This is a genomic window from Agarivorans albus, from assembly GCF_019670105.1.
Lineage (GTDB): Bacteria > Pseudomonadota > Gammaproteobacteria > Enterobacterales > Celerinatantimonadaceae > Agarivorans > Agarivorans albus.
In genome coordinates, this window is the sequence record NZ_AP023032.1 from 1,446,971 (window position 1) to 1,465,057 (window position 18,087).

Sequence of the window (18,087 nt, forward strand, 5' to 3'; positions counted from 1 at the left end):
GTTAGCGCAGTAGTAGTATCTGCTATTAAACCTTGCAAAAACAGCTAAGCTTGATTTAATATTGAGGTGTTGATGAGTCTTTTGGTCTCATCAGCGCTGAGTCAAAGCCAAACTTGGAGTGATCCAAGGTCGGAAAGTTACAGGTCTTTAGGGCAACCTTAAGATGGCTGGACCGCCTTAGTTGAGTGGTTAGATTTGCACAATGTACATCTTTCTACTTAGTAAGTTAGTCTATTTACCGTTTATTACTTTCCGTATTTGGTTGGAACGCCAAGCTAAAATTAGCTTGGCGTATTTGTTTCTGCTGCCTTATCTTGTTAAGCATTTGTTTCTAAATGCCGTTGCTCCTAAGACTTTTAAATCTATTGGTTATTGCTCAACTTAATATTTTGTTGCGCACTAATTGCATACTTAAGGCAAATCTCGGGTATAAAAAAAAGACATCCTAAGATGTCTTTTTTTATCAATATGGTGGAGGGAGGTGGATTCGAACCACCGAAGCTTTCGCGACAGATTTACAATCTGTTCCCTTTGGCCACTCGGGAACCCCTCCTGCTTGTGGAGCGGCATATTACCAGAACTTGATGGGCTGTAAAGCAAAAACAGCGACATTTTTATTGGTAGATAACTGTTTGCTTATTATCTGTGCATTTGGCCGAAATTTGCTAAAGTTTTAGCCTGCTTTTCCGATAGCTATAAAGGTAATGGAGGAGCAATATGTTAGTTGAGCAAATTAGACAAAGTAGCTTATGTGATGAACTGCAGTTGGGCGATACGCTTAACCAAAGTGCCTTGCAGGGCGATCAGGCTCATTTTCATTTATTGCTTAGCATGCTTAGTCAAAACGTGTGCGATCAAGCTCAGTTTTCAATGCAAAAGCAACAGCATGAACAGGTTCAGCAAGATTTACGTGATAAGTTTCAACTGGCTCAAGCTCGCGCTCTTAAAGCGCTAGATGATGAGTTTTCAGTGCAAGCTAATTGGAGCAAGCACTTGCATGCTGGTGAGCCGTCGCGAATTCGTTTAGAACAGGCTCTTGGCGGCTATGCAGCGTGTGCAGAAGACAGTGTAGACGGTTTACCTCACGAGGTAATGAACAACGTGGATTTGTTAAGTCGGGTAAAACTCCAAGTGGCTAAGCCAGATCTACAGCAAGAAATAGATAAGGAAGTGAAGGGTACTGACATGTACAAGCTACTAAGTGACTTCGATTACTCAAAGCCACTTAGCGTTAAGTACTTTAATTAACGAAACACCACGGTACGGTTTCCGTATACAAATACTTTTTCATCAAGCACTTGCTGCAGTGCTTTACTTAATACAGCTTTTTCTACATCACGGCCAGCTTTGGCCATTTCTTCGGCGCTGTAAGTATGATCAACATGGATTACATGTTGCTCTACGATTGGCCCTTCGTCTAAATCGTTGTTTACAAAGTGAGCGGTCGCACCAATAATTTTTACGCCTCGGTCGTAAGCTTGTTTATAAGGCTTCGCGCCAATAAATGCTGGCAAAAACGAGTGATGAATGTTTAAGATTTTGTTGCTAAAGGCTTCAACGAAAGCTGGCGTAAGAATACGCATGTACTTGGCAAGTACTACGTAGTCTGGTTGGTACTGCTGCACTACCTTAATAACTTGTTGCTCATGCTCTTCACGGCTTAAATCTACATGGCTAATATGATGGAAAGGAATATCAAATTTTTCCGTCAAGGTACGTAGGCTATCGTAGTTACCAACAACTGCAGCAATTTCTACATCCATATCACCGTAAACGGCTTTCATGAGTAGATCGCCCAAGCAGTGCGCTTCTTTGGTTACCATGATAACAATACGTTTGCGCCCGGCACTTTCTAGCCGACGGGTACTCCCAGCTGGAAGTGCGCCATCTAAATCGGCAAGTAACGTTTGGTCGTTAAAGTAGCCTTCTAACACCGTACGCATAAAAAAGCGATTGGCATCGTTATCAACAAACTCGTTGTTTTTAATAATGTTAAGCTGGTGCTTAGCACATATATTGGTAATGCTTGAGATTAAACCTTTTGCGTCTGGGCATTCGGTTAATAGAATTTTTCTTTCCATTGTGTTTTCGATTTATTCAGTTTTAAAGTTAAGATTTATTACAGCACTGTTTAAACTTTTTGCCGCTTCCGCAGGGGCAAGCTGAATTACGCGCCAAGGCTTTTGGGGCGAACTCTCCATCAGTATAAAACCAACGCTCGTTAACTTTCTTAAAGTTAGAGCGCTCGTGCAAAATTTGTCGTTGACCCTGTTCGCGATAATGAGCTTTAAACTCCACTATGCCTGTTTGGTCATCTTTAAAGTCACAGCTAAAGATTATTTGTAGCTTTTCCCATTGCCCTAAATCTTCTTTAGTTGAAGGTTGCGGGGCATCGCCTTGTCGATAGTCCGGGTGGTGCGTTTGCCATAAATAACTAGCATCGCCCAGCGTAAACGCGGTGTAGCGAGAACGCATTAACTGCTCACAACTTGTTGGTAAGCAATCACCGGTGATGATGGGCTGACAGCACTGAAGAAAATCGTTGCCGCTACCGCAGGGGCAAACTAACACAGGGAAACCTCAAATTTGATTAAGGGCGAAGTGTAGCAAGAAGCTGCCGATAAGGCAGCTGAAACTTGGTGATAGTTTGGCCAAATTGGCCTTATTAATCAGGATTTAACATGTGCTTAACCGTAAATGTGGTTAATTGAGGATCAAAGTGTGGGTTGTTGGCTAAATCAAGCTGAGCCAAACTTGCTTGCTGGTCTGTTTGTTCACTTAAAAATACCGCTAAAGCCACAATACGGGCGTAAATATGAATGGCTTCACCACTTAGGCCTAGTGGTCGGCCACTACCATCCCAGTGTTCTTGGCTTTGATTAGCTACGATAAGTGCAGCATCTATTTGCTGTTGCACTGCGGGATCTTTAAGTGCATCTGGTAGCTCGCAATGTTCGGCAATGCGCTGCCAACTCCCTTGGCTTAACATGTTACAGCTAAGCAGCACGTCGGGTAAGCCGTGGTTAGCTAGGTCATAAAAGCTAGCGGCTTGGTTTAATGCTTCACACTGTTGGTCGCTGAGCGAATAAGCCGCAGCAAGTTTAGCGCAATAGCGTTCTATATTGCTGAGCTGCTCGGTATTATAATGTTTGGTTTGAATGGCTTGATGAATTAACTCCACTAGGCGCAGTTGACCGTGAGCTAGTTGTTTTTGCAAGTGCTGGTTTTCTAGACGCACAGCCGTAGTTTGAATCAAATAGTTAAGTGGTTCTAGCTGCAACTGCTGGGTGTCGCTCCATCCTTCTAGGTAGAACATCAAAGGTTCGCTATCAGTATTTTGCAAATAAAACACCGCATTGTTCTCGCCAAAACTGTGCTGTTGATTTTGCTGCGCTTGGTTAAGCAATGACTGAACTCGGCTTGGTAGCTCATGTAAGCTGCGAACTTCTTCTAAATAGGCCAGCTTCCCTTCGCTATGCAGTACTTTAAGCTTGGAGCGGTAAACACTTAAGGCTAAGCCACTGAGGGTAAGTTTGGCATCTTGCTGTGTTAACAAGTCAATTAGCTCATGAAACACGCCTATAGCCAAGTTTTGCTCGTTTTTGCAATTTTCAATATGGCTGGAGGAATTGATGACCGCACGCAGGTTATTACGTTGTGAATGCAGTTCGGTAATTTCTTGGTAGGCACGAAGGGAGGCGCACATTAAAGTATCTAAATTTACATCGCTTAACTCGGTTTTGTTTTTGTAGTCGCTCACATCGTAGCGGCGAATCACTTCTCTAATAGGCGCTAAGCCGGGTTGCCCGGTGCGCAAAATTAGTCGTATTTTGTGGTTGTTAAGGCGTTGGCGAATATCATCGATAAGCAATAAGCCCGCATCGTCACTTTCCATCACAACATCTACTAAGGCAATCGCAACATCGCCGTGTTCACTTAGTAATTGATAAGCCTCGGCAGCGTTATAGGCGTCAATAAAGCTGAGTTTTCGATCTTGATAAGAAAAGTTGTTTAATACTAATTTTGTGACGGTATGCATTTCGCTGTCGTCATCAACAATTAGCACCTTCCAGGGAGCTGGCTCTAGGGTTTCGGTAGCGGTATCGTCTTCTTCATCAAACAGGAAAAGTTCAGCACTATCATCCATTGCTACTGTCCTCACTCGTTAATAAGGCCTCTATCATCAGTATAGGAAATTACTAGCGATTCTTAGGATATTTTTCTTAAAACTGGATATTAAACACGCTAAGCTTAAGCAATTGCACTTATGTTGCTAGGAAATTGATTTTGCATAATAAATTCGTGATTGAAGCGCTAGACCAAGGCTTAGCTGAAGCCTTAATCAATAAGATTGATTTAAAAACTAAGCCACAAGGTTCTCTTGGCCAACTGGAAAGTTTAGCCTGCCAAATAGGCCAAATTCAACAGACCTTAGAGCCTGAAATTCGCCAGCCTAAAATGATTGTATTTGCTGCGGACCATGGTATTGCGCTTGAGGGTGTGAGCGCCTTCCCACAAGAAGTTACTGCTCAAATGGTACAAAATTTTGTTAATGGTGGAGCCGCCGTTAACGTATTTTGTCGTCAACATGGTTTGGACTTCGAGATTGTTGATGTTGGGGTGGGCCAGCTTTTGTCTGAGCAAGGGGTACAACTGTGTAAGGTAGCAAACGGCACCAAGAGTTTTTTGAATGCCGATGCAATGAGCAAAGCGCAATGTCTTCAAGCCATCGACGTTGGCGCCGAGCGAGTTGCCCAAGCTGCACGTGAAGGTTCGAATTTGTTGGCTTTTGGCGAGATGGGCATTGCTAACACGGCTAGTGCTGCTGCCATAATGGCGGGCTGCTTGGGTTTGGATGTTAGCGACTGTGTTGGCCGCGGAACTGGTTTAGATGATCAAGGCTTACAGCATAAAACGGCAGTGTTACAGCAAGCGATGCAATACCATCAAGGTGAATACAGCGCGCAGCAATGGCTAGCCAAAGTAGGCGGGTTTGAAATTGCTGCCATGGTGGGAGCGATGCTAGAAGCCGCTCATCGGCGCATCGTTATTTTGGTAGATGGTTTTATCTGCTCTGCGGCTGCCTTGGTGGCCAGCCAGATAAACCCCTTGGTAACACAATACATGATTTTTTGTCACCAAGGTGCAGAGCATGCTCACCAAAGGTTACTTGAAGCGCTAGAGGCTAAGCCTTTGCTGGATTTAGCACTGCGCTTGGGTGAAGGAAGTGGCGCAGTGCTGGCTTATCCACTGGTTGAGTCTGCGCTGGTGTTCTTAAAAGAAATGGCCTCGTTTGACTCAGCTGGCGTGAGTCGTGAGCGTGATTGAACGCGCCAAACATGAGATGAACTTAGTGTTTAATGCACTCAGTTTCTTTAGCCGGATCCCGGTTCCGAAAAATGTAAGATACAGTGGCCAAAGTCTCAGCCAGTGTGTGGCGTATTTCCCCTTGGTTGGCTGGATTGTTGGTTTAGTTAGCGCGGGGCTCATTGTATTGCTTATGCCCATACTTGGTGCGCCCTTAGCTATATTGCTCTCGATGGCCGCTAGCTGCTGGCTTACCGGTGCATTTCACGAAGATGGCTTTGCCGATTGCTGTGATGGCTTTGGCGGTGGCTACACTCCAGAGCAAATGCTGCGAATTATGAAAGACTCCCGCTTAGGCACCTACGGAGTGCTAGGTTTGTGCAGCATATTGGCGATTAAATTTAGTGCCTTGTTGAGCCTTAGTCAGGCGCTCGTTAGCACCGATCTCTTATTGGTGCTGTGGCTAGCGCATAGCTTAAGTCGCTTTAGCGCGGTGCTTATTATCTGGAAACTTGATTACGTTCGTGAGCCGTCTGAGCCGAGTAAAGCCAAAGCTGTTGCTCAGTCGATTGGTTCCAAAGAGCTTCTTTTTGCCTTGTTTTGGGTTGCGGTGCCAGCAGCTTTATTAGAGCTAAATATGTTAGCTTTTGCGGTGTTAAGTTGCTTGCTAGTCACGCTACTGTGGGCTCGCTACCTTAAGCTAAAGTTGGCTGGTTATACAGGGGATACCTTAGGCGCACAGCAGCAGTTGAGCGAAGTGGCTATTTATATCAGTTTGCTTGCAGCTATTAATACAGGTCTAATTCTGTGAATCGAGTACTATTGGTGCGCCACAGCCAACCAGATATTGCTAGCAACCGCTGTTACGGCCAGCTAGATATGCCTGCAATACCAGAACAACTACAACAAGCCACAGTACGATTGCAAAAATTATTGGCCGAGTACTCGGTAGCAGAAGTGTGTGCTAGCCCTTTGTTACGTTGTCGCCAGTTGGCCGAAAGCCTTTTTGTGCCGGAGGATATTGCATATCAAGATTCACTGAAGGAAATAAGTTTTGGTCAATGGGAAGGTTGTAACTGGGATGACATTCCCCGCAATCTACTGGATGCTTGGGCTGATAATTTAGAGGGCTATCGCCTTGGCCAATCTGGCGAAACCGTTGCTGAGTTTAGCCAACGCATACTAGGCTTTTGGCAAACTCAGTTATCTAAAACTAGTGAAGTAAATACCGCCCACGTGTGGTTTACTCATGCTGGGGTTATTCGTACCATTGTTGGAGATATTCAAGCTTTACCTGTGGCTGAGTCCAGCAAAATAGCACTAACATTTGGATCCTTAACTTGTATAACATTTGCCTCTAATGGAGCCGCCATTGAATACCTTAATCGCTAAACTTGTTATCTTATGTGTGCCTTTAACATTTGCTCTGGGGCAAGCTCAAGCCAGTGAAGAAAGTACCTCGGCCAATAAACCTAAAGTAAACATTATTGGTAAGTGCTGGCAGCGTGCTACTAAACCGGAAGTAAATACATGTTTAGAGAACAGCCTAGCCCAACTTGACCATCAAGTAAGGCAACGTTTGGTTGTTCTGCATAAGCAAGCTATGGACTTAGAGTCTATTAGTGAAGGGGCTCAAGGCGCAGTTCAAGCTTTAGAAAAAGCCAAAATAGAGTTTAGTGAGTTTCGGCAATCTTTGTGTGCTTGGGAAAGCTTAATGATGGCTGGCGGCAGCGGTTCGGCTAGCCAGTATTTAAGTTGTGAGATAGAGCTTACCCAACATTGGTTAAGCCGTTTGCACCAGTGGTAAGGTTGAATTTTAGATAGCAAACAGCCCGCTTTTAGCGGGCTGTTTGCTGGTAAACTGTCGCGAAAGATAAACAGCCTCTGGGCAATTACGCTTCTGCAGCGCGTGCTTCTTGGCAACCTTTAATGGCGGGGGCCAAAATTTCCAAAGCAGTTTGCTCACAAGGGCTTAAACTAGCATCTGATTCGGCGATAGGTGTAACACGCTGACCCCAGCGAATCGCAGCCGCTCCCCATGTCAGTCCAGCACCAAAAGCGGCTAGCAATACATTGTCACCAGGCTTGATTCGCCCTTGCTCTAAGGCTTCACATAAGGCTACTGGAACAGTGGCCGCTGAAGTGTTCCCGTATTTTTCAATGTTCACCATAATATTGTCATAGGGAGCATCAATACGTTTGGCTAGGGCGTCAATAATGCGTAAGTTGGCTTGGTGGGGCACAATGAAGTTGAGCTCATTGTTGGCGATGTTAGCCTGCTCTAATACGTTACTTGCTGCTTCACCCATGCCTTTTACCGCACGTTTAAAAATCTCAGGTCCTTCAAACTGAAAATTGTAAAGCGTATCTACGCCTGAAAAACGTTTACGGTTAGTGCCAAAATCTGAAATAAACAAGATCTCTCGTTTCTCGCTATCGCAGCCTAGTTTTGCTGCTAAGAAGCCTACTTTTTCCACTTGGTCGTTTGCTTCTAGAATCACTGCGCCAGCACCGTCGCCAAACAATACTGCGGTATCGCGTTTAGTCCAGTCGAGTAATTGAGTTAATCGCTCGGCGCCAATCAACAGAATGCGTTTCATCGCTCCGGTTTGAATTAAGGCAGAGGCTGTTTGCATACCGTAAACAAAACCTGAGCAAGCGGCGTTCATATCAAATACGGCGGCTTGTTCTGCATTAAGTAGTTGTTGTACACGGCTGGCACTGCTAGGTACCGATGTACCAGGGGTGCAGGTACACAAAATAATCGCATCGAGTTGTTCTGCTTTTAGCCCTGCAGCAGCTAAAGCTTGTAAGCCAGCGGTAGCGGCGAGTTCAGCAATATCTACATGAGAAACACAGCGCTCTTTTATGCCTGTCCGGCTACTAATCCACTCATCCGATGTGTCGAGAAAAGTACTTAAGTCGTGGTTAGTGAGTCGCGCTGGTGGCATACATTTGCCCCAACCGGTAATTTCAGCATTGTACATAGCGTGCTTAAAACTCTGGCTAATTGAAGTTGCCAAGGATTATGCCTTAAGCATTGCAAATAACCAAACTAGAACAAGAATTAGTCTCAAACAGTAGCTTTTTGTGGCTAAAGCTCACATTTTAGCTTTAGCTGGTGTTTTATTGGTCAAGTTGTGCCATAATCAGCCCATATTGATGGACTAGACCTAATAATATGTAGGTCAATTTATGTAACAGGGACGCTCAATTACTCTCTGAATTACGTAAATGGGGTCTGTTATGACTGCGCAACAACACAATTCTGTATTGTCTCCACCTGGTGATGGTAATACTCAAATATCTAGTTTTACTGATAATACGCGTTTTTTTGAATTAACCGTTGATTTCTACGCAGATTCACTAAGCCTTTTAGCTTTTGGTGGCGATGTTATTGGCAACCTACCACCTAAAAAACTGGTGGCTGTAAATGGCCAAATAGATAATGAAGAAGCCTTTTTCAAATCTATGTTTATTTGGACATTTTCTGCTATCGATGAAGTAGAAGCCCCATTAGATCCTAAGCCACAAGACTGGTTATTGCTGAACGCAAACGAGCAGTAAAGCCTTAGAAATAAGGCTTAGCCAAGGCACATTGGGCAAAGCCTTATTGGTTTAAGCTTATAAAAACATTCCTCCCGAAGCTTCTATCCGCTGGCCATTTACCCAAGAAGCTTGATCGCTGAGTAACATGGAGAGGGCGTCGCCAATGTCTTCTGCAATACCTACTCGGCCTAGCGCAGTGTGTTGGGCTAGTTGCTGATTAAGTGTGGCATTGTCACGTACAATTCCGCCACCAAAGTCAGTTTCTATCGCTCCTGGTGCGAGCGTATTTGCCCTAATTTGCTTGTGGCCTAGCTCTGCTGCCAAGTAGCGAGTCATTACCTCTAATCCTCCCTTCATCATGGCATAAGCACAAAAGCCTGGCATGCTAAAGCGGGTCAATCCGGTAGAGATATTGACTATTCGCCCTGCTGTTTCAATCATTGGCAGCAAGCCTTGAGTAAGAAAGAAAGTGCCTTTTAAATGCACATTCATTAATTGATCAAACTGTTGCTCGGTCGTTTCAGCAAAGCTGTTATTAATGCCGATTCCTGCGTTATTAACCAGGTAGTTGATTGAGTCTCGTTCAAATTGTTGCTGTAAGATCGCTCTTAATCTACTGATAAAGCTGGGGAAGCTGCTACTATCTGCCAGATCAAGTTGAATGGCGGCGGCGTTTACTCCAAATTGGCGAATTTCACTCACTAGCTGCTCGGCTTTGTCTTGTTGGCTATGGTAAGTGAAGACTATATCCACTCCGCTTTTCGCTAAGGCTAAAGCAGCACTGCGCCCTAAGCCTCGGCTTCCGCCTGTCACCAATAATAAGTTGTTCATAAAGTCTCTCCTGTTTGTGTCGACATGCAGGATAGAAAAAATACTGTTAGTGAAAAACATACTAAAATAGATATCATTGTTTCTTTTAGGCGAACAGTAGTGGCTTATGGATAAATTTGAGGCAATGCAACGTTTTGTGGCTGTTGCACAAAGTGGCAGTTTTACGCGAGCAGCAGAATTACTTGATTTACCTAAATCGAGCATTTCCAACGCGGTGCAATTCTTGGAAAAAAAGCTGGCAACTCGCTTACTTCATCGTAGCACGCGTAGCGTTACGCTTACTCAGGACGGTGAAGTTTACCTTCAGCAGTGTAGGTCTATTTTGCGGGAGTTAGACGCTGTAGAAAGCCAATTTCGTCAAGCGGATGAAATACGCGGTGTCCTTCGAGTGGATATGCCTAGCCGATTTGCTAGCACCATTGTGCTGCCTCACTTAGCCGAATGGCTAGAGCGTTACCCACAAGTTAAAATCAAAATAAGCAGTGCTGATTATCAAATCGATCCGGTGAAAGAGGGCGTCGATTGTTTAATTAGAGTGGGAGAATTGCAAGACAGCCAACTCATTGCAAAACCCTTATGTAACTATCAAATCTACAGCTGTGCTAGTCCTAGTTATTTGCAGCGTTATGGCGAACCAAAGCAGCTTAACGAACTAGCCAAGCATTATTTAGTTGATTATGCGCCTAAAATGGGCAACAGCGCAGCCGAGTTTGAATACCTTGATAAAGGGCAGCGCCAAGTATTAGAAATGCCCAGTAGGCTGGCAGTAAATGGCACTGACGCTTATATGGCAGCATGTGAGGCTGGCTTAGGCATTATTCAAGTTCCGGCTATGGGAGCGGCGTTACAGCTTAAAAGTGGGGCCATACAACGTATTTTGCCTGATATTGAGGTTCCATCGATGCCGGTCTCAATTCTCTATTCGTCACGTCGACAGTTGCCGCAGCGTTTAAGTTTGTTTATGGAATGGCTACAAGAATTGATGAAGCGTTTAGCAGCAAGCAGTTTGATATGAAAACAGAGAACTGCCTGACGGTCGTCAGGCAGTCATATAGAGCTTATAGGTAACGCTGGCGCAAGTGTTGCTCGAAGTAGTAGGTGTTTAAGGTTTCTCCGGTAGCACGAATTACCAGCTCATCGGTGTCGTAAATACTGGCTTGTGACCAAATATTTTGTTGCAGCCAAGCAAAAACTTCATTGTAGCTGCCCTCTGCCACCGCTTTGGGGGTGTCGGGTTTGGCTTTAACTAAAGCCGCGTGGAATTGTGCGGCGTACATTGCGCCTAGTGAGTAAGAAGGGAAGTATCCAATTAGCCCTGCTGGCCAATGCACATCTTGCATGCAGCCATCACGATAATTTCCTTTGGTAGACAAACCTAAATATTGCTGCATTTTTTGATCCCACAACTCGGGGATATCTGCCACTTTAATATCTTGATTGATTAGGTCGCGTTCTAGCTCATACCGCAGCATCACATGGGCAGGATAAGTCAGCTCATCGGCGTCTACTCGAATATAACCCGGCTTAACACTTAAATAGTGCTGCTTAAGTTCTTCAAGTTGCATTGGCTGCTGCTGGCATAAGTGCTGATTAACTAAGGGTAATAGTTGCTCAACAAAGGCTTGGCTGCGGCCTAATTGCATTTCAAAGAATAAACTCTGGCTCTCGTGTATACCCATAGAACGTGCTTGTCCCACCGGTAAATCAAGATAATCTAGCGGTAAGTTTTGCTCATACCTTGCGTGACCTGTTTCGTGCACAATGCCCATTAATGAACGGGTGAAATCTTCATCTTCGTAACGCGTGGTTATACGTACATCACTGGGCACTCCGCCACAAAACGGGTGAGCACTTACATCTAGTCGGCCATGCTTAAAGTCAAATTGCAGTTTTTCCATCACCGCTAAACCTAGTTTCTTTTGTTGTTCACTAGGGAAGGGGCCATTTAACGTTAACTCCGGCCAATTAGCTTGTTTGTTGACCACTTTAGTTATTAAGTCCGGCAGCCAAGATTGCAGCTCACTAAATACTTTATCTAAGCGCTGCATTTGCATGCCTGGTTCATATAAATCGAGCATGGCATCGTAAGGGTTTAAGCCGGTTTTATCTGCCCGGATTTGCGCCTCTTCAATGGCTAGCTGCATTACTGCTTGCAAGTTAACTTGGAAGGCTTTCCAATCATTAGCACCGCGTTGCTCACGCCAAGCATGCTCACAGTGGGCAGTGGCGAGCGATTTGGCTTTAACCAAATCGGCGGGAAGGGCGGTTTGATTGCGCCAGCTACGAGACATTTCTCGAAGCGAAGCCTGTTGCATCGGGTTAAGGTTTTCTTGCTGTGCTTGGTCTAGCCATTGCTCCATTTCTGGGCGGGTGGACTTTTCATGAATAATCACTGCTAGTTCTGCTAAGGCTTCGGCACGAGCTTGGTTACCGCCATCTGGCATCATGGTGGCCTGATCCCAGCCACAAATCGAATTTAAGTGAGAGAGTTTTGACAGGTGTTTAAAGTGCTCACAGAGCTGTTGATAAGCAGTTTGCTTAGTCATAGTTGTTCCTAGCTTAGGCTAAACGGCGAGCATGACGCTCACGGTTATCGAGTTTTTGTAACTCACTTTTTTTGAGTAGTACGTAAATGGCGCCAGTACCACCGTGCATCGTTTGGGCGCTGTGAATAGCTAACACTGCGTCTATTTGCGGTAACCACTGGCTCACATAGCTTTTTAATAGTGCTGGTGGGTCACTGTTATGGCCTTTACCCGGAATAATTAGTGCGCTACGGATATTGAGCTTTTGGCATTGCTTAATAAAACTAATTATTTCGCTGCGGGCTTTTTCTAAGCGAAATTTATGTAAATCCAATTTGGCTTGAATTTCATATTTGCCTAAGCGTAGTTTTTTAAACACGCCTTGTTGTAAGCCTGACTTTTTGAAAGACACCACATCGTCGGGGTGCAGTAAGGTAACATTCTCTAAAGAAAGGTAATCTTGAGATGTAGCAAGGTGCTCTGCAGCGGCCTGTTGTCTAGCTTTTTTGGCCGCTTCGTTAAGGCTGTCGCCAGCCGACACCACGGCATCTTGCTTTAAGGGTTTTATTCCAGCCACTTCCTGCTGGAACAGATCAAATTCATCAGACATAAAAGAACTCCTGAACAACGAAGTTCCTTCTTTATAGATGAGAGCAGACAGCGGTGCAACCGCTGCGTAAGCTTATTTTTGCTGAGGGTCGCTTTGGCGGATTTTTTTCAAGAAATAAAATGTATAAAATCCCATCAAAGCAATGGTGGTGGCAATCACCGTCACCGACATTAATCCAATGCTATTACCAAAGAGTAAGTCTAACCAAAGTTCCATTGCTAATACTCCTTTTAAGTAGGAGTAATTAGCATAAATTGCTCAAGGAAAGGTCAAATTGATGTTGGTCAATTTGTCGCCGGATCAACTTCACGGATTGAGTAACCCAGTTTTATTAGCTCATCGAGTAAACCTTGTTCTCCATATAAGTGCATCGCACCAACTACCACAAAACTGGTATTGCTTAAGTTAGTTAGTTGTCGCATCCATTTGTGGTTGCGCTCAAATAGCAATTTCTCCAATACGTATTCGGCATCGTGTTGGAACATCGGGTCGTCCTCAAGTAATGCCAGTAGCTTTTGGTTCTCACCGTTATTCCAGTGGCTTACGAGTTGATTGAACAAGCTAGGTACTTGCTCAAAGTCATCCAAGGTATGCTCCAACAAAGGTACTTGAATACTGGCTAGGCTGCTTAAAGCTTCTATTTGCTCGGCAAAGCTTTCTAATTGGTGGATCGAAAGCTGGCTTTGTTGCGCCCGCTGAATGAAATGTAGATCAAGCCCCAATTCAGGCTCAAAGCCGAGGGCTTGCATTTGCAACTGGCTAAGAACCACCGCTACATACCAGGGCTGCATGTTATCGAAAATAGAAGGTGAGATCCCAAGCTGTTGGCTGCGTTGCTTAAGTTGGTCTAAATAATCAGCACTTATTTTGTCCGCTAATTTCTCACCGCCTGGCAATTGGCTAGCGTGATGCAATAGCTGTTGATCGCTGCTGGAAACAGACGATACGTCCATTTCTATCACTAGGCGCTCACTGCGCTCAAAGGCTTCAATAAACGGTTTAGGCAAGGGGTAAAATGCTTCGCTGCCTAGATGAATAGAGCCAAACAAGTAGAGCTGTTGCTGGTCTTTACTGGCTAGCCAAAGAGAGGGTTCTGCAGCTATTTGGCTGCTAGAGAACAGCAGCAATAAAGTGCTTAAGCGATTAAGCCAAGGTTTCATAGTTTATCCATGCTTAGGAACAGAAAACTACTTTAGCATGAGTCGCTTAGCTGGCGAGCAGCTTTAGCCTTTTTTAAGAATGTTATCGAGCAATGAAACAGGTAATATTCGACGAAGCCAAGCAAACAAGTGGGTAGGGAAGGTAACGTAGTAACGCGCTTTAGGTGTTGGCTTTTCAAGTGCGTGCAATAGGGCTTTATACACCGCGCTAGCGGGTAGCGTAAATTTACTGCTTGGGCCTTCTTGCTCTAAGCGTTCTAGCGTTTTCTGGTAAGCGCTTTGGTGGCGAGTATTGTTGGCATCAATGTTTTGTTCAAAGGCGGCTTTAGCATTTTTCCTAAACATGCTGGTAATAGGGCCTGGTTCAATGAGCGAAACATGTAGCGGCGTATTGGCTAATTCTAAACGTAGTGTATCGGTGTAGCCTTCTAGGGCGAACTTACTGGCGTTGTAGGCTCCGCGATACTTCATCGCTACTAAGCCAAGTACCGAACTGTTTTGAATAATCCGCCCATGTTGCTGCTGTAACATATGGGCTACTGCTAAACGGCTTAAGTGATGCCAGCCAAATAGATTGGTTTCGAACTGTTGGCGAAGTGCTTGAGTGGGCAGATCCTCTAGCGCCCCTGGTTGACCATAGGCACCATTGTTAAACAAAGCATCTATTTTACCATTAGCTAAGGCTAGCGCTTGTTGCCAGCCTTGCTCAATAGAGCTTTCGCTATCTAGATCAAGTGTTACACATTGCAAACCACTTGTTTGTAGCGTTTTCACATCGTCGTCTTTACGGCAAGAGGCGATAACATTGTAGCCGCGCTGTTGTAATTCTTTGGCGCAATAAAGGCCAATGCCACTACTACACCCGGTGATTAAAATGCTGTTGATTGGTTTGCTCAAGCAATGCCCTGTATTTTCTTTTCGTAGGCTTTATCAACAAGTTGGTATTCAATTTGTTGATTAACAAGTTCGTAATCTTGAACAAATTGACAGCCCAGTGCAAATTCATTTCGCTCGTTAGGGGTATTTTTTATTTGGCAGGTAAGAATTACTGGCTCGTCGCGCTTAGGAAAGCGGGTTTGTAGCTGTAAGTTCTTGTCTTTTAATACATTGATATTGAACTTGTTGGCAGCGCTTGGCACAAACTTACAACCACGTTCAGAGATATCTTTTAGCACTCCACGTAACACGTGTTTTGAATCAAGGTGCAGGGTTGCTGGCTGATAACACTCATAACGGTCATATTTACGCAGTGGCATAGACATGACGTTTTGTGGATATTGCAAAATCATCCAACGAGCGGGCTCATTAATCAACGCCACAATTTCTGAGCGGAAGGCGATGAGTTTACCGTCCCAATGAAAGCGCGCATTTACTTCACAGCCTTCACTAATAAGGTTGATGCCAGTGCTTGAATCGGCACCATTAAGGCGGCAAATAATGTAGCTCTTTTTGTCTACGCCTATCCAGTAGCCTTTGTAATCGGCTGCTTTTTTAAAGCGAGTGGTAATATTAAGGCTTAGTCCGCAATTTGGCGGCACTTTGTGAAACTGTACTTGATCCATAAGGGTAAAACTTCAAATCCGTTTGTGCGATCATTCAGGTTCGACCACTTTGATGTGTGATCAGTTGCGCAGATTCTAGCGGATTAATTGTCAAAAAAACATCTTGAAAACTCATTGGAGTGAACAAGTTTTATTAGCTTAAAAGTCAATAGTTGAAAGGCCTAGGTAAAGCTTAGTTACATCAACACCTTAGTATTAGTAGAGGCTCGAGAGCTTTTTAGCGTAGTTAGTAAGCAAGCTATTCTTCATCAAAAAGATTACTTAGAGCGAGTTTAGAATAGGGGCTATTGCTTGCTTCAAGTCGCACTAACAATTTACAGCTAGGGCTAGTCAAGCTTTGGCAATACACCCCTATTGATCGGTTTAAGTGGCGCTAAGACTGCCAAAATGATTTCTCGGCTTCTCGTAATGCATCTGCTCTACTCACCCCAATGTCTTTTAGTAAATAGTCGGGAAGCTTAGCTAATTCACGACGGCTTTTTCGGCGCGCAAATAGCATATCCAATTTACTAAGTATGTTGCTTAAGTTTAGTTTAGGTGATGTTAAAGCTTGGCGTGGTTGGCTTGTTTTTGTTTGGCTAATAATGTTCATAACAAATCTCCTTTGGGCTGCTTACGGTTAAAAAGTACGCTATATTGGAGGTCAGTGACAAACGACTTAAATTGACTCTTAGTTAAGGAAAACTTAAGTGAGTGACCGAGTGCCTCCCTTGCAAGGGCTTTATTACTTCTACTTGGCTGCAGAAATGGGCAGCTTTAAAGCAGCTGCAGAAAAGTTATTTGTGAGTGCAGCGGCTATGAGCCAACAGATCCGTCAGTTAGAAGAGAGAATTGATGTGCAGCTGTTTGAGCGTCAGCATCGTAGAGTAGTGTTAACCGCTGAGGGTGAAACCTTGCATCATTACGCTAAGCAAGCATTTAGAACCCTACAGGACGGTGTTCGCCAAGTAAGCCTTGATCCCGATCCAAACAGCATGTCTTTGTCGGTGTTGCCGTCTTTTGCCCAGCATTGGCTAGTGCCTCGTTTAGGTGGGTTTAGCCAACTACACCCAAATCTATCGGTAATGCTAATGCCAAAAAATAGTTTGGTAGATTTTCGCCAAGATAGGGTCGATTTATGTGTGCGTTATGGCTTGGGAGATTATCCAGGTTTACATGCCGCTAAGCTAATGGATGATCATCTTTATCCAGTTTGTCATCCATTGTATTTAGAGCAACATCCAGAGGTGTGCTTAAACGATTTGAGTAAACACACGCTGATTGATGATGCGAGGCCTGATATGAATTGGCAGTATTGGTTAGAGCTAGCAGGTTTTAATTCTAGCGTGCCTAAGGCCAATTTATTGTATCAAGGTGCTCATGTGGTGATTGAAGGCGCGCTAGCTGTTCAAGGTATCGCTTTAGTGCGGCACAGCTTGGCGTGGAAGTATATCCAACAAGGTTTACTGGTTAAATTGGGCAATGTAGAGGTAAAACCTCGTTATCGTTATTATTTGGTAGCGCCGAAGCCTTATTTTAAACGAGATAAAATTAAGCAGTTTAGTGAGTGGATTAATCAGCAAGCTCAGCAGTTTTGGCTAGAGGGGGAGACGCAGCGAAGCAAAAGCAAAATTGTTAACGCGCCACTAATAAAAAATTGAATACAGCTCTATCTGCAGCAGCAAGCCTTGTGATTAACAAGGCTCTATAATTGCAAACGCTAGGCTGGTTAGTTACTAAGCTCTGCTTCGTTGTTAGCGGCTTGCTTAGCTAACATTGGTTTTTCTGGTTCAACAATATCAATGCGGGTGGCCTCTAGGGTAGCCCAGCTTTTACCGTTGCGGATAATTTCTGCTTTAACCAAGTGATAATCTAATTCAGGCGCTAACCATAGCCAGGTGCTGCGGCCTTCTCGTTTTTTCTGCTCCACTTTTAGCGCTTCAAAAGTACCGAGTATGGTTTCTACGGTTTCTTCGGCGACGACGGTGAAGCGATAGTTATCCACTTCATCAATCACATTGTAGTGGTAGTCTAAATCTTTTAAGCCTTTCTTTAAGTCGTTTTGTAATTGCACCGAGAAGCCTGCTGCATCCATTAATTGGTGCACGTTGTCTGGTGCTTCAAAATGGTGCCTTTCACCATCAACATCAACGATTAAGCCGCCTTTACGGTCTGGGTGGCCGGTAACTCGTGTAGTGGAAAATAGGTTACTTTGTTTAAGCACAAAGCCTAAGGTTTTTACATCTTGTTGGTGATAGGTAAAGCGAGATGTATCGTCGTATTTCAGGCCGCCGGCGAGGGCTGTACCAATACTTTTAATTTGAAAGGTATCGTTACCCAAATCAATCAGTTGGCGATAGCCTTTGGCAATGGGGATACCTTTAAAATCTGCGCGGTATTCGGCCTCAAAGGGCAGTACCTCAGCAATACTGGTGGTGGCTACTAACAAAGCTGAAAGTGCTATAGCTTTTGAATACGACATAACATTAACCCCAAACATCTTCGACAAATTATAGCCGCCATAGTATGACAAAGCTTAGCGCGAAAATGAAAATAAAAAAAAG

General features: G+C 44.3%; 21 protein-coding genes, 1 tRNA gene and 1 riboswitch. Of the genes, 8 read left to right on the forward strand and 14 right to left on the reverse strand.

What is annotated here, in order from left to right; all coding sequences use genetic code 11:
• Positions 1–96 precede the first annotated feature (96 nt).
• Positions 97–180, forward strand: a riboswitch (cyclic di-GMP riboswitch).
• A gap of 289 nt (positions 181–469) precedes the next feature.
• A tRNA-Tyr gene (locus tag K5620_RS06705) sits at positions 470–553 on the reverse strand.
• Between the two features lie 164 nt (positions 554–717).
• Here K5620_RS06705 and K5620_RS06710 point away from each other — a divergent pair.
• A complete protein-coding gene (locus tag K5620_RS06710) occupies positions 718–1,248 on the forward strand; it encodes a VC2046/SO_2500 family protein (RefSeq protein WP_016403714.1) in 531 nt (176 codons plus the stop codon).
• Here the strand turns inward: K5620_RS06710 and purU are convergent.
• From purU to K5620_RS06725, 3 genes are all read right to left on the reverse strand, one after another.
• Positions 1,245–2,081: a formyltetrahydrofolate deformylase gene (purU, locus tag K5620_RS06715; RefSeq protein ID WP_016403715.1), complete on the reverse strand. Its 837-nt coding sequence runs from the start codon at positions 2,079–2,081 to the stop codon at positions 1,245–1,247. The genes K5620_RS06710 and purU overlap by 4 nt on opposite strands.
• Before the next feature lie 28 nt (positions 2,082–2,109).
• Entirely contained in the window at positions 2,110–2,571 is a 462-nt protein-coding gene (locus K5620_RS06720; RefSeq protein WP_016403716.1) for a YchJ family protein, read from the reverse strand.
• 94 nt (positions 2,572–2,665) lie between these two features.
• Complete coding sequence (locus K5620_RS06725; protein WP_016403717.1) at positions 2,666–4,147, reverse strand: DUF3369 domain-containing protein; 1,482 nt, start codon at positions 4,145–4,147, stop codon at positions 2,666–2,668.
• A gap of 140 nt (positions 4,148–4,287) precedes the next feature.
• On the opposite strand from K5620_RS06725, the gene cobT reads away from it, so the two are divergent.
• Genes cobT through K5620_RS06745 form a run of 4 tightly spaced genes read left to right on the forward strand, consistent with a single transcriptional unit; the run spans position 4,288 to position 7,114 of the window.
• Positions 4,288–5,328: a nicotinate-nucleotide--dimethylbenzimidazole phosphoribosyltransferase gene (cobT, locus tag K5620_RS06730; protein WP_016403718.1), complete on the forward strand. Its 1,041-nt coding sequence runs from the start codon at positions 4,288–4,290 to the stop codon at positions 5,326–5,328.
• Positions 5,315–6,118 (forward strand): adenosylcobinamide-GDP ribazoletransferase, encoded by an 804-nt coding sequence (locus K5620_RS06735; protein WP_040307634.1) that lies wholly within the window; start codon positions 5,315–5,317, stop codon positions 6,116–6,118. The genes cobT and K5620_RS06735 overlap by 14 nt, the downstream gene beginning before the upstream one ends.
• Positions 6,115–6,699 (forward strand): histidine phosphatase family protein, encoded by a 585-nt coding sequence (locus K5620_RS06740; protein ID WP_016403720.1) that lies wholly within the window; start codon positions 6,115–6,117, stop codon positions 6,697–6,699. Before K5620_RS06735 ends, K5620_RS06740 begins: the two co-directional genes overlap by 4 nt.
• On the forward strand, positions 6,680–7,114 hold the full coding sequence (locus tag K5620_RS06745) for a lysozyme inhibitor LprI family protein (RefSeq protein ID WP_016403721.1): 435 nt from the start codon (positions 6,680–6,682) through the stop codon (positions 7,112–7,114). The genes K5620_RS06740 and K5620_RS06745 overlap by 20 nt, the downstream gene beginning before the upstream one ends.
• Positions 7,115–7,199: 85 nt before the next feature.
• On the opposite strand, the gene K5620_RS06750 is transcribed toward K5620_RS06745, so the two are convergent.
• Positions 7,200–8,294 (reverse strand): ketoacyl-ACP synthase III, encoded by a 1,095-nt coding sequence (locus tag K5620_RS06750; RefSeq protein WP_040307642.1) that lies wholly within the window; start codon positions 8,292–8,294, stop codon positions 7,200–7,202.
• A 259-nt stretch (positions 8,295–8,553) separates the two neighbouring features.
• On the opposite strand from K5620_RS06750, the gene K5620_RS06755 reads away from it, so the two are divergent.
• Complete coding sequence (locus K5620_RS06755; RefSeq protein ID WP_016403723.1) at positions 8,554–8,874, forward strand: hypothetical protein; 321 nt, start codon at positions 8,554–8,556, stop codon at positions 8,872–8,874.
• A gap of 57 nt (positions 8,875–8,931) precedes the next feature.
• Here the strand turns inward: K5620_RS06755 and K5620_RS06760 are convergent, their stop codons facing one another.
• Positions 8,932–9,687 carry an SDR family NAD(P)-dependent oxidoreductase gene (locus tag K5620_RS06760; protein ID WP_221077462.1) on the reverse strand — a complete coding sequence of 252 codons (756 nt, stop codon included), beginning with the start codon at positions 9,685–9,687 and terminating at the stop codon, positions 8,932–8,934.
• Positions 9,688–9,793: 106 nt separating this feature from the next.
• Here K5620_RS06760 and K5620_RS06765 point away from each other — a divergent pair, with 106 nt between their 5' ends.
• Positions 9,794–10,702: a LysR family transcriptional regulator gene (locus tag K5620_RS06765; RefSeq protein ID WP_016404053.1), complete on the forward strand. Its 909-nt coding sequence runs from the start codon at positions 9,794–9,796 to the stop codon at positions 10,700–10,702.
• Between the two features lie 43 nt (positions 10,703–10,745).
• Here the strand turns inward: K5620_RS06765 and K5620_RS06770 are convergent, their stop codons facing one another.
• From K5620_RS06770 to K5620_RS06800, 7 genes are all read right to left on the reverse strand, one after another.
• Positions 10,746–12,233, reverse strand: a complete 1,488-nt coding sequence (locus K5620_RS06770) for a carboxypeptidase M32 (protein WP_016404054.1) — start codon at positions 12,231–12,233, stop codon at positions 10,746–10,748.
• A gap of 13 nt (positions 12,234–12,246) precedes the next feature.
• The gene (gene smrA / locus K5620_RS06775) at positions 12,247–12,822 is read right to left on the reverse strand and encodes a DNA endonuclease SmrA (protein WP_016404055.1); all 576 of its coding nucleotides are present in this window, start codon (positions 12,820–12,822) and stop codon (positions 12,247–12,249) included.
• 72 nt (positions 12,823–12,894) lie between these two features.
• On the reverse strand, positions 12,895–13,038 hold the full coding sequence (locus tag K5620_RS06780; RefSeq protein WP_152779542.1) for a DUF3149 domain-containing protein: 144 nt from the start codon (positions 13,036–13,038) through the stop codon (positions 12,895–12,897).
• A gap of 68 nt (positions 13,039–13,106) precedes the next feature.
• Complete coding sequence (locus K5620_RS06785; RefSeq protein WP_016404057.1) at positions 13,107–13,982, reverse strand: TraB/GumN family protein; 876 nt, start codon at positions 13,980–13,982, stop codon at positions 13,107–13,109.
• 63 nt (positions 13,983–14,045) lie between these two features.
• A complete protein-coding gene (locus K5620_RS06790) occupies positions 14,046–14,879 on the reverse strand; it encodes an SDR family oxidoreductase (protein WP_016404058.1) in 834 nt (277 codons plus the stop codon).
• Positions 14,876–15,544: a PilZ domain-containing protein gene (locus K5620_RS06795; RefSeq protein WP_016404059.1), complete on the reverse strand. Its 669-nt coding sequence runs from the start codon at positions 15,542–15,544 to the stop codon at positions 14,876–14,878. Before K5620_RS06795 ends, K5620_RS06790 begins: the two co-directional genes overlap by 4 nt.
• Positions 15,545–15,917: 373 nt before the next feature.
• Positions 15,918–16,136, reverse strand: coding sequence for a DUF1127 domain-containing protein (locus tag K5620_RS06800; protein ID WP_016404060.1), 219 nt, complete (start codon positions 16,134–16,136; stop codon positions 15,918–15,920).
• Between the two features lie 97 nt (positions 16,137–16,233).
• On the opposite strand from K5620_RS06800, the gene K5620_RS06805 reads away from it, so the two are divergent.
• Positions 16,234–17,184: a LysR substrate-binding domain-containing protein gene (locus K5620_RS06805; RefSeq protein ID WP_016404061.1), complete on the forward strand. Its 951-nt coding sequence runs from the start codon at positions 16,234–16,236 to the stop codon at positions 17,182–17,184.
• A 68-nt stretch (positions 17,185–17,252) separates the two neighbouring features.
• Here the strand turns inward: K5620_RS06805 and K5620_RS06810 are convergent, their stop codons facing one another.
• Entirely contained in the window at positions 17,253–18,005 is a 753-nt protein-coding gene (locus K5620_RS06810) for a DUF3108 domain-containing protein (protein ID WP_194164050.1), read from the reverse strand.
• Positions 18,006–18,087 lie beyond the last annotated feature (82 nt).

Bases quoted from the DNA above. Each gene is read 5' to 3' on its own strand.
- K5620_RS06710 (WP_016403714.1), top strand. From the start codon at position 718: ATGTTAGTTGAGCAAATTAGACAAAGTAGCTTATGTGATGAACTGCAG.
- purU (WP_016403715.1), bottom strand. From the start codon at position 2,081: ATGGAAAGAAAAATTCTATTAACCGAATGCCCAGACGCAAAAGGTTTA.
- K5620_RS06725 (WP_016403717.1), bottom strand. From the start codon at position 4,147: ATGGATGATAGTGCTGAACTTTTCCTGTTTGATGAAGAAGACGATACC.
- K5620_RS06750 (WP_040307642.1), bottom strand. From the start codon at position 8,294: ATGTACAATGCTGAAATTACCGGTTGGGGCAAATGTATGCCACCAGCG.
- K5620_RS06755 (WP_016403723.1), top strand. From the start codon at position 8,554: ATGACTGCGCAACAACACAATTCTGTATTGTCTCCACCTGGTGATGGT.
- K5620_RS06760 (WP_221077462.1), bottom strand. From the start codon at position 9,687: ATGAACAACTTATTATTGGTGACAGGCGGAAGCCGAGGCTTAGGGCGC.
- K5620_RS06765 (WP_016404053.1), top strand. From the start codon at position 9,794: ATGGATAAATTTGAGGCAATGCAACGTTTTGTGGCTGTTGCACAAAGT.
- K5620_RS06770 (WP_016404054.1), bottom strand. From the start codon at position 12,233: ATGACTAAGCAAACTGCTTATCAACAGCTCTGTGAGCACTTTAAACAC.
- smrA (WP_016404055.1), bottom strand. From the start codon at position 12,822: ATGTCTGATGAATTTGATCTGTTCCAGCAGGAAGTGGCTGGAATAAAA.
- K5620_RS06780 (WP_152779542.1), bottom strand. From the start codon at position 13,038: ATGGAACTTTGGTTAGACTTACTCTTTGGTAATAGCATTGGATTAATG.
- K5620_RS06785 (WP_016404057.1), bottom strand. From the start codon at position 13,982: ATGAAACCTTGGCTTAATCGCTTAAGCACTTTATTGCTGCTGTTCTCT.
- K5620_RS06795 (WP_016404059.1), bottom strand. From the start codon at position 15,544: ATGGATCAAGTACAGTTTCACAAAGTGCCGCCAAATTGCGGACTAAGC.
- K5620_RS06800 (WP_016404060.1), bottom strand. From the start codon at position 16,136: ATGAACATTATTAGCCAAACAAAAACAAGCCAACCACGCCAAGCTTTA.
- K5620_RS06810 (WP_194164050.1), bottom strand. From the start codon at position 18,005: ATGTCGTATTCAAAAGCTATAGCACTTTCAGCTTTGTTAGTAGCCACC.